5 protein-coding genes are annotated in these 8,609 nt (G+C 74.4%); all 5 read left to right on the top strand.

All coding sequences use genetic code 11. From position 1 onward, the window contains the following. Window positions 1-2,385, top strand: a 2,385-nt coding sequence (locus tag PV341_RS41440) for an FtsK/SpoIIIE domain-containing protein (RefSeq protein ID WP_500360543.1), incomplete at its 5' end; no start/stop codon positions are given. Window positions 2,386-2,604: 219 nt separating this feature from the next. Next, entirely contained in the window at window positions 2,605-3,990 is a 1,386-nt protein-coding gene (locus tag PV341_RS41435) for an ABC transporter substrate-binding protein (RefSeq protein WP_500330095.1), read from the top strand. Between the two features lie 81 nt (window positions 3,991-4,071). After that, window positions 4,072-5,349, top strand: coding sequence for a carbohydrate ABC transporter permease (locus PV341_RS41430; protein ID WP_500330096.1), 1,278 nt, complete (start codon window positions 4,072-4,074; stop codon window positions 5,347-5,349). Then, on the top strand, window positions 5,346-6,266 hold the full coding sequence (locus PV341_RS41425) for a carbohydrate ABC transporter permease (protein WP_500330098.1): 921 nt from the start codon (window positions 5,346-5,348) through the stop codon (window positions 6,264-6,266). The genes PV341_RS41430 and PV341_RS41425 overlap by 4 nt, the downstream gene beginning before the upstream one ends. 122 nt (window positions 6,267-6,388) lie before the next feature. Continuing rightward, a partial coding sequence (locus PV341_RS41420; RefSeq protein ID WP_500360541.1) for a bifunctional glycosyltransferase/CDP-glycerol:glycerophosphate glycerophosphotransferase occupies window positions 6,389-8,609 on the top strand: 2,221 nt, incomplete at its 3' end.

Below are 8,609 nucleotides of genomic sequence, written 5' to 3'. Positions count from 1 at the left end.
GTGGCGACCTGGCGTCCCGCCCGTCCCGCCGACGGCACCGGGGAGCGCCCCGCCGCCCGGGACGCGGTGCCCGCCGACGGCCCGACGACCACCGGCACCGGCGCCGGGAACGTGGGCGTGGACGCCCTCGCCGCTCCCGCGCCCGGACCGGGTCCGGCACAGGGCGCGCCGGGCACCCCGGCCCGGCGGGACACCCCGCAGCGCGGCCTGTCCGAGCAGACCCGCACGGTCGCGCTGCCCCAGGGCCGCCGCGGCGGCGGGAAGGCCGCGGAGGCCGGCAGCCGGATGGCCGGGGCCATAGGGGGCTGGGCCAGGCGCCTGGCGGCCGGGCGCGGCGCCCCGGGCGCCGACGGCCCCGGGGGCGGCGGGACGACGTACGACCAGGCCGACGCCGCCGCGCTGCGCGAGCGCTGGCCCGATCCCGCGGCCGTCCTGCTCACCGCGCTCGGACCGGGCCCGCGGCTGTGGGAGCGCGCCCTCGGCCATCCCGACCTGCTCACGGTCCGGCTCGGCACCGCCGACCTGACCGCCGAGGACGGCTTCCGGACGCTGCCCGCCGTGCCGTTCACCGTCGACCTGCGCGACCCGCACACCCATGTGCTGGGCCTCGCCGGACCGCGCCCGAGGCTGTCCGGGCTGGCCCGGGCGGTCATCGCCCAGCTGTGCGCCCTGCACCCGCCCGGCGTGCTGGAGGTCGTCCTGGTCAACGCCGACCGCTCCCGTCCCGCCGAAGGGCGGACCGAGGAGTGGGGGTGGCTGAACTGGCTACCGCATCTGCGCCCGGCGCACGGCCAGGACTGCCGGCTGCTCACCGCCACGGACCGGGAGCAGGCGGAGGCCCGCGTCTCCGAGGTGGTCCGGCGCATCGAGGAGGGCCCGCTCGGCACGGGCTGGGCGACCGCCTCCCCGGAGGAGGTGGCCGAGGCCGCGGCACGCCGCGAGGGCCCGTACACCCTGCTGGTGGTGGACGGTGATCCGGGCTCGGCCTATCTGCGCGAGGCCGCGGGCCGCATCGCGGCCGCCGGGCCGTCGGTCGGGGTGCACCTGCTGTGCCTGGCCGAGAGCCCCGAGCGGCTGGCCGCCGGGTGCGGTGCCGTCGCCGTGCTGGAGGGCGACGTCGCGACGACGCTGCGGATGGAGCCGCACGGGCCGGAGCACATGACCATGGAGGCGGTGTCGGCGGCCTGGGCCGAGCGTTTCGCGCGCGCCCTCGCCCCGCTGCGCGAGGGCGACGCCGCCGCTCCCCGCCGTACCCGCTCCGCGCTCCCGCCGACGGCCCGGCTGCTGGACGAGCTGGACCTGGCGCTCGCCACCCCGGCGAAGATCGCGACCCGCTGGGCCGAGCCCGCTCCCTCCGGTGGTGCCGCCGCGGCGGTCCTGGGCGCCGGCCCGGAGGGCCGGGTCCTGGTCGACCTGGTCGCCGAAGGGCCGCACCTGCTGGTCGGCGGCGCCGCGGGCGCCGGCAAGACCGAACTGCTGCGTTCGGTGGCCGCCGCCCTGTCCGCGGGCGAGCGGCCGGACCGGCTGGCCCTGGTCCTCGTCGACGGCGCCGGGTCCGAGCGCGGCGAGGGGCTGCGCACCTGCACCGACCTCCCGCACGTCTCCACCTATCTGTCCGCCTCCGACCCGGTGCGGATGCGCGAGTTCGCGCAGGCCCTCACGGCGGAGCTGAGGCGCCGTGACGAGCTGCTGGACGGGGGCGACTTCGCGCAGTGGCACGAGCGCCGCCGGCTGCCCGCGGTGCCCCGCCAGGTGGAGCCGGGCCACGCCCCGGCCGGTGCCGCCGACCCGCAGGTGCGCGGCGCGGTGCGGGTACGGACCCGTACCACCGAGCCGCTGCCCCGGCTGGTCGTGGTGGTGGACGACTTCGACGTCCTGGTCGCCCCCGCGCTGGGCAGTCCCGGCCGGCCCGCCGCGGGCTCGGTGGTCCGCGCCCTGGAGGGAGTGGCGCGCGACGGCGAGCGTCTCGGCGTCCACCTGGTCGCCGCGACCGGCCGCCCGGAGCGCACCGCGGGCACCGACACCGACGACGCGGCGCGGCTGCGGATCGCGCTGCGCACCGAGGAGCCGGAGTCGGCCGCGCTGCTGGTCGCCGTCGAGGAGCCGGCGACCGTCGACGACGCCCTGCCGGGCCGGGGTTACCTGCGCCGGCCGGACGGAGCGGTCACGGCCTTCCAGGCCGGACGGGTCAGTGGCCGGATCCCGCGTACGGCGACCCTGCGGCCCACGGTGGTCCCGCTGGAATGGGAGCGCATGGGCGATCCGCCGACCCGCCGCCCGGTCCGCGAACTGGGCAACGGCCCCACCGACCTCGCCCTGCTGGCCAGTGCCCTGCAGCGTGCCGCGGAGTCCGCGGCGGCCGATCCGGTGCCGCCGCTGCTCTGAGCCCTCCCGGTCCCCTGCGCCGGCCGCACCGCCGGTCACATGAAGGTCACGATCCAACCGCCGTGCGCTGAGGCGCTATTGCGGCGGTTATCAGACAGGGCGTAGGACTGAACGCGGAACAGCGGATGACGCGGGGACGGGACGCCCGGCGCAGCTGCCACGGCCATGCGGCGGGCTGCCACCGCGGCGCGGGTCCGCGCTGAGGGGATGGGCAGGCAGATGCGGACATCCAGCAGGCGCACGCGACGTACACGCGAAGCGGTCATCGCCGCCGTGGCGACGGCCGCCCTGGCGCTGACGGCCGCCGGGTGCGGCGGAGGCGACGACGACAAGGGCGACCCCGGTGGGGGCCGGAGCAGTTCCGGTGGCAGCGGGAGCGTCTCGCTGCCGGACCTCAAGGGCCAGAAGCTCGAGGTCGCGGCGGTGTGGACCGGGCCGGAGCAGAAGAACTTCCAGAAGGTGCTGGACGAGTTCACCCGGCGCACCGGTGCCGAGGTCGGCTTCGTGCCCACCGGCGACAACGTCTCCACCTTCCTCGGTACGAAGATCGAGGGCGGCCAGCCGCCGGACGTGGCGTTCCTCCCGCAGGTCGGCGTGTTACGGCAGTTCGCGCAGAAGGGCTGGCTGAAGCCGCTCTCCTCCGACGTCCAGGCGCAGCTCGACAAGAACTTCACCACGGGCTGGAAGGACCTGGGCGCGTACGAGGGCAAGCAGTACGGCGTCTACGCCAAGGCCGCCAACAAGTCGCTGGTCTGGTACAACACCGCGGCCTTCGAGAACGCCGGGGTCTCCGAACCTCCGGCCACCTGGGACGACTTCCTCCAGACCGCCGAGACCCTCTTCGAGTCGGGCACTGCCCCGGTATCGGTCGGCGGCGCGGACGGCTGGACCCTCACCGACTGGTTCGAGAACATCTACCTCTCCCAGGCCGGGCCGGAGAAGTACGACCAGCTGGCCGAGCACAAGATCAAGTGGACCGACCCCTCGGTGAAGGACGCGCTCACCACCCTCGCCCAGCTCTTCGGCAAGAAGGACCTGATCGCCGGCGGGCAGAGCGGCGCGCTCAAGACCGACTTCCCGAAGTCCGTGACGCAGACCTTCACCGGCAACCCGCCGAAGGCCGGCATGGTCTACGAGGGCGACTTCGTCGGCGCGTTCATCGGCGACAACACCAAGGCGAAGGTGGGCGAGGACGCCAAGGTCTTCCCCTTCCCCGCGGTGGGCTCCGGCAAGGCACCGGTGGTCAGCGGCGGTGACGTCGGCGTGGCGCTGAAGGACACCAAGGGCGCGCAGGCGCTGCTGACCTTCCTCGCCTCCACCGACGCGGCGAAGGTCTGGGCCTCCTCGGGCGGCTTCGTCTCGCCGAACAAGTCGCTGGACCTGTCGGCGTACCCGGACGAGGTCTCCCGCTCGATCGCCCAGGGGCTGGTCGCGGCGGGCGACGACTTCCGCTTTGACATGTCCGACCAGGCCCCGGCGGCCTTCGGCGGCACCGCGGGCAAGGGCGAGTGGAAGGACCTGCAGGACTTCCTGAGGAACCCCTCCGACGTCGCCGGCGCGCAGGCCAAGCTGGAAGCGGACGCCGCCAAGGCGTACGCCGGCTAGGCGGCCACGATGGCGACGGCGGCCACGGCGAAGGGGCCGGCCGCTCCCGGCGGCGCTCCCTCCGCCCCGGGCAGGAGCGTCATGGGCACCCGGCGCTGGGTGGCGGGACTGTTCCTGCTGCCCGCGCTGGTGCTGCTGGGCGCGCTGGTGGTGTACCCGATCGGGTACACCACCTGGCGCAGCCTGTTCGACAGGGCCGGCTCGGGTTTCGTCGGCCTGCACAACTACGCCTCGGTCTTCAGCGACGACAGCACCCTGACGGCGCTGCGCAACACCGCGGTCTGGGTGGTCGTGGCGCCGGTGCTGGCCACGGCCCTCGGGCTGGTCTTCGCGGTGCTGACCGAACGGGTGAGCTGGGGCACCGCCTTCAAGCTGGTCGTCTTCATGCCGATGGCGATCTCGATGCTGGCGGCCGGGATCATCTTCCGGCTGGTGTACGAGCAGGACCCGGCGCGCGGCGCGGCCAACGCGGTCGTGGTCGGTGTCCACGACACCTTCGCCGAGTCCTCGGCGTACCCCGGGGCCCGTCCGCGGCCGAACGGCCCGCTGGCGGCCTCGGGAGGGGGCTCCTACACCACGCGGGACGCCGCCGGGCAGGGGACGGCGGTCGGGCTGCCGCTGATCGGCGTCCCCGCGGCGAAGCTGCCCGCGGGCACCGCGGACGCCCGGCAGGCCGCCGCGGGCCCCGGGGTGACCGGCACCGTGTGGCTGGACTTCAAGCCGGGCGGCGGCGGCGAGCCCGGGGTGATCGACGCCGGTGAGAAGGCGCTGGAGGGCGTCAAGGTCGAGGCCGTGCGCGACGGACGGGTGGTGGCCTCGGCCACCTCCGGCACGGACGGCACCTTCTCGCTGCCCGCCTCGGCGGCCGGGGCCCAACTGCGGCTGCCGGCGGCGAACTTCGCGGAGCCGTACAACGGTGTCGACTGGCTCGGCCCCACCCTGGTGACGCCCGCCATCATCGGGTCGTACCTGTGGATGTGGGCGGGCTTCGCCATGGTGCTCATCGCGGCGGGCCTGGCGGGGGTGCCGCGGGAGCTGATGGAGGCGGCGCGCATCGACGGCGCCAACGAGTGGCAGGTCTTCCGCAGGATCACCGTGCCGCTGCTGGCGCCGGTGCTGGTCGTGGTCGTCGTGACGCTCATGATCAACGTGATGAAGATCTTCGACCTGGTCTACATCGTCGCGCCCGACACCTCCAAGGACGAGGCCAACGTCCTGGCCCTGCAGCTGTACCTGTCCTCCTTCGGGGCCGGCAACGACCAGGGCGTGGGCAGCGCGATCGGTGTGGTCCTGCTGCTGCTGGTCGTCCCGGTCATGGTCTTCAACATCCGCCGACTGCGCAGGGAGGCCCGACGATGACGACCGTCGCAGGCACAGCGGAACCGGCGGGCCCCGCCGAGGCGCGGGCCACCACGACCGCCGCCCGGCAGTCCTTCGCCTCGCGGGTGGCGGCCCGTACCGGCGGCGGGGTGCTGCGGGTGTTCCTGGTGCTGGTGGCCCTGTTCTGGCTGATGCCGACCGTGGGGCTGCTGATCTCCTCCTTCCGGGGGCCGGTGGACATCGCCGACTCCGGCTGGTGGAAGGTGTTCACCACGCCCTCACAGCTGACCGTCACCAACTACCGGGAACTGCTCGGCAACGACGCCGTGACCTCCTCGCTGGTCAACACCGCCCTGATCACGGTGCCGGCCACGTTGCTGGTGGTGGTGATCGGGGCGCTGGCGGGCTACGCCTTCGCCTGGATGGAGTTCCCGGGCCGGGACTGGCTGTTCCTCGTGGTGGTGGGGCTGCTGGTGGTGCCGGTGCAGATCGCGCTCATCCCGGTGGCGAAGCTGTTCGGGGAGATCGGGATCTTCGGCGACATCATCGGCGTGGTGCTCTTCCACGTCGGCTTCGGCCTGCCGTTCGCCGTCTTCCTGCTGCGCAACTTCTTCGCGGAGATCCCGCGGGAGCTGCTGGAGGCGGCCCGGCTGGACGGCGCGGGCGAGCTGCGGCTGTTCGCCACCGTGATCATGCCCCTGGGCGGCCCGGCGATCGCCTCGCTCGGCATCTTCCAGTTCCTGTGGGTGTGGAACGACATGCTGGTGGCGCTGATCTTCTCCAACAGCGGCTCGCAGCCCATCACGGTCGCGCTGCAGCAGCAGGTCCGGCAGTTCGGCAACAACATCGACGTCCTGGCACCGGGGGCCTTCGTGTCGATGGTGGTCCCGCTCGTCGTCTTCTTCGCCTTCCAGCGCCAGTTCGTCTCCGGCGTCATGGCGGGCGCCGTGAAGTAGCCCCGCAACCCTCCGCAGGCCAGAGGGGCAACACTCCGTCGTCGGACGGGTCGCCGTACGCGGCGTACGCCCGGGATATAACGGGCATACGCCGCGTAAGCCGACATTACGGATGTGCTGCCTTGCCCCGGTTCAGCGTCATCGTGCCCGCCCACAAGGTGCAGGCCTACCTGCACGAGTGCCTGGAGTCCGTGCTCGGGCAGAGCTTCTCGGACTTCGAGGTGATCGCCGTCGACGACCGCTCCCCGGACGCCAGCGGTGCCATCCTCGACGCCTTCGCGGCCCGCGACCGCAGGGTGACCGTCCTGCACCTGAAGGAGAACGTGGGCCTCGGCCCGGCCCGCAACGCCGGGATGGCCCGCGCCACCGGGGACTACCTGCTCTTCCTCGACAGCGACGACACCCTCGCGCCCGGCTCCCTGCAGGCCGTCGCCGACCGCCTGAAGGAGACCGCCGAGCCGGACGTGCTGGTCTACGACTACGCCCGCACCTACTGGGACGGCCGCGTCGTGCGCAACCAGCGCGCCCCCCTGCTCGCCCAGGACGCACGCCCCGCCGGGCCCCTCGACGACCGGCCCGAGCTGCTGCGGCTGCTGCCGGTCGCCTGGAACAAGGCGTACCGGCGGGAGTTCGTCCAGCGCCGCGACCTCGTCTTCCCGCCCGGCTGGTACGAGGACGTCCCCTGGACCTACCCCCTGCTGCTGTCCGCCCGCAGCATCGCGGTGCTCGACCGGGTCTGCGTGCTCTACCGGCAGCGCCGCCGGGGCAGCATCCTGCGCACCACCAGCAGCCGGCACTTCGACGTCTTCGACCAGTACGACCGGGTCTTCGCCTTCCTCGACCGCAACCCCGCCCTCGACAGCTGGCGGGCCGCCCTCTTCAGCCGGATGACCGACCACCTGCTGGCGGTCTACAACACCCCCGGCCGGCTGCCCCGCTCGGCCCGGGGCGTCTACTTCCAGCGCTGCAGCGTCCACTTCCGCCGCTACCGCCCGCAGGAGCCCGGCTCCCGTCCGCGCGGCGTCCCCGGCGGCACCCGGCGGCTGCTCGTGCGGCTCGGCGCGCGGCAGGTCTTCGACGCCGTGCGCACCGCCAACGCGCTGCGCAGGAGGCTGCGGCGGCTGGTGAAGGACACCGCCCGGGCGGCCCGGGAGGCGGGCCTGCGGCTGCACTACCGGATCCAGCGGCAGCGCCGACTCGACCCGGACCTCGCCGTCTTCGCGGCCTGCCGCTACGCCGGCTACGGCGGCGACCCCGCCGCCCTGGAGGCCGCCGTGCGCGACCTGGCCCCGCACCTGCGCACCGCGTGGATCACGACCCCGGCGTACGCGGCCACCCTGCCGCGCGGCGTACGCCGGCTCCAGCCCGGCTCGCCCGCGTACTGGACGGCGCTGGCGCGCGCCACCTACCTGGTCAACGACGTCAACTTCCCGCATGCCTACCGCAAGCGGCGCGGCCAGGTGAACCTCCACACCCACCAGGGCACCCCGCTCGGCCGCACGGGCCTGGACGTCCAGGGGCACCCGGCCGCCTCGGCGGGCCGGGACTTCGCCCGGATGCTGGCCCACACCGACCGCTGGGACTTCTGCCTGTCCGCCAACCCGCACTCGACGGTGGTCTGGGAGCGCGCCTACCCCGCCGGCTACACCACCTTGGAGCACGGGCGGCCCGGCAACGACGTCCTGCTGCGCGCCGACGCCGACGACGTGCGGCGGATCCGGGCCCGGCTGGGCATCCCGCCGGAGTCCACCGCAATCTTGTACGCGCCCGCGCACCGCGACTACCGGCGCGGCTTCCACCCGCCCGTCGACCTGGTCCGGCTGGCCCGTGAACTCGGCCCCGGCCACGTGGTCCTGTACCGGGCACCGGACGGCCACGGCGGCTCGGGCACGCTCCCCGAGGGGCTGCCGGACACCGTGCTGGACGTCTCCGCCCACCCGTCGGTCCAGGAGCTGTGCCTGGCGGCGGACGCCCTGGTGACCGACTACTCCCCCCTGATGTTCGACTACGCCGGCCTCGACCGCCCGATCGTGGTCCACGCCGAGGACTGGACGGCCTACCGGGCCGCCCGCGGCACGTACTTCGACATCACCGCCGACGCCCCCGGGCCGGTCGCCCGGAGCGAGGACGAACTCCTGTCCATCCTCACCACGGACACCTGGCGCGGCCCCCGTTCGGCCCAGGCGCGGGCCGCGTTCCGGGCCCACTTCTGCCCGTGGGACGACGGCCACGCCGCCGAGCGGGTCGTGCGGCGGGTCTTCCTCGGCGAGGACGGCGGCCAGCCCGCCGCACGACCCGCTCGGCGGCGTGGCCGTCGTCCCACGGGCAGAAGTGGGCCCGGAA

The sequence above is a fragment of the Streptomyces sp. PA03-1a genome, assembly GCF_033792805.1.
Lineage (GTDB): Bacteria > Actinomycetota > Actinomycetes > Streptomycetales > Streptomycetaceae > Actinacidiphila.
Note: the sequence above shows the minus strand (reverse complement) of the source record. Positions and strands in the feature narration are given on the sequence as shown.

Bases quoted from the DNA above. Each gene is read 5' to 3' on its own strand.
- PV341_RS41435 (WP_500330095.1), top strand. From the start codon at position 2,605: ATGCGGACATCCAGCAGGCGCACGCGACGTACACGCGAAGCGGTCATC.
- PV341_RS41430 (WP_500330096.1), top strand. From the start codon at position 4,072: ATGGGCACCCGGCGCTGGGTGGCGGGACTGTTCCTGCTGCCCGCGCTG.
- PV341_RS41425 (WP_500330098.1), top strand. From the start codon at position 5,346: ATGACGACCGTCGCAGGCACAGCGGAACCGGCGGGCCCCGCCGAGGCG.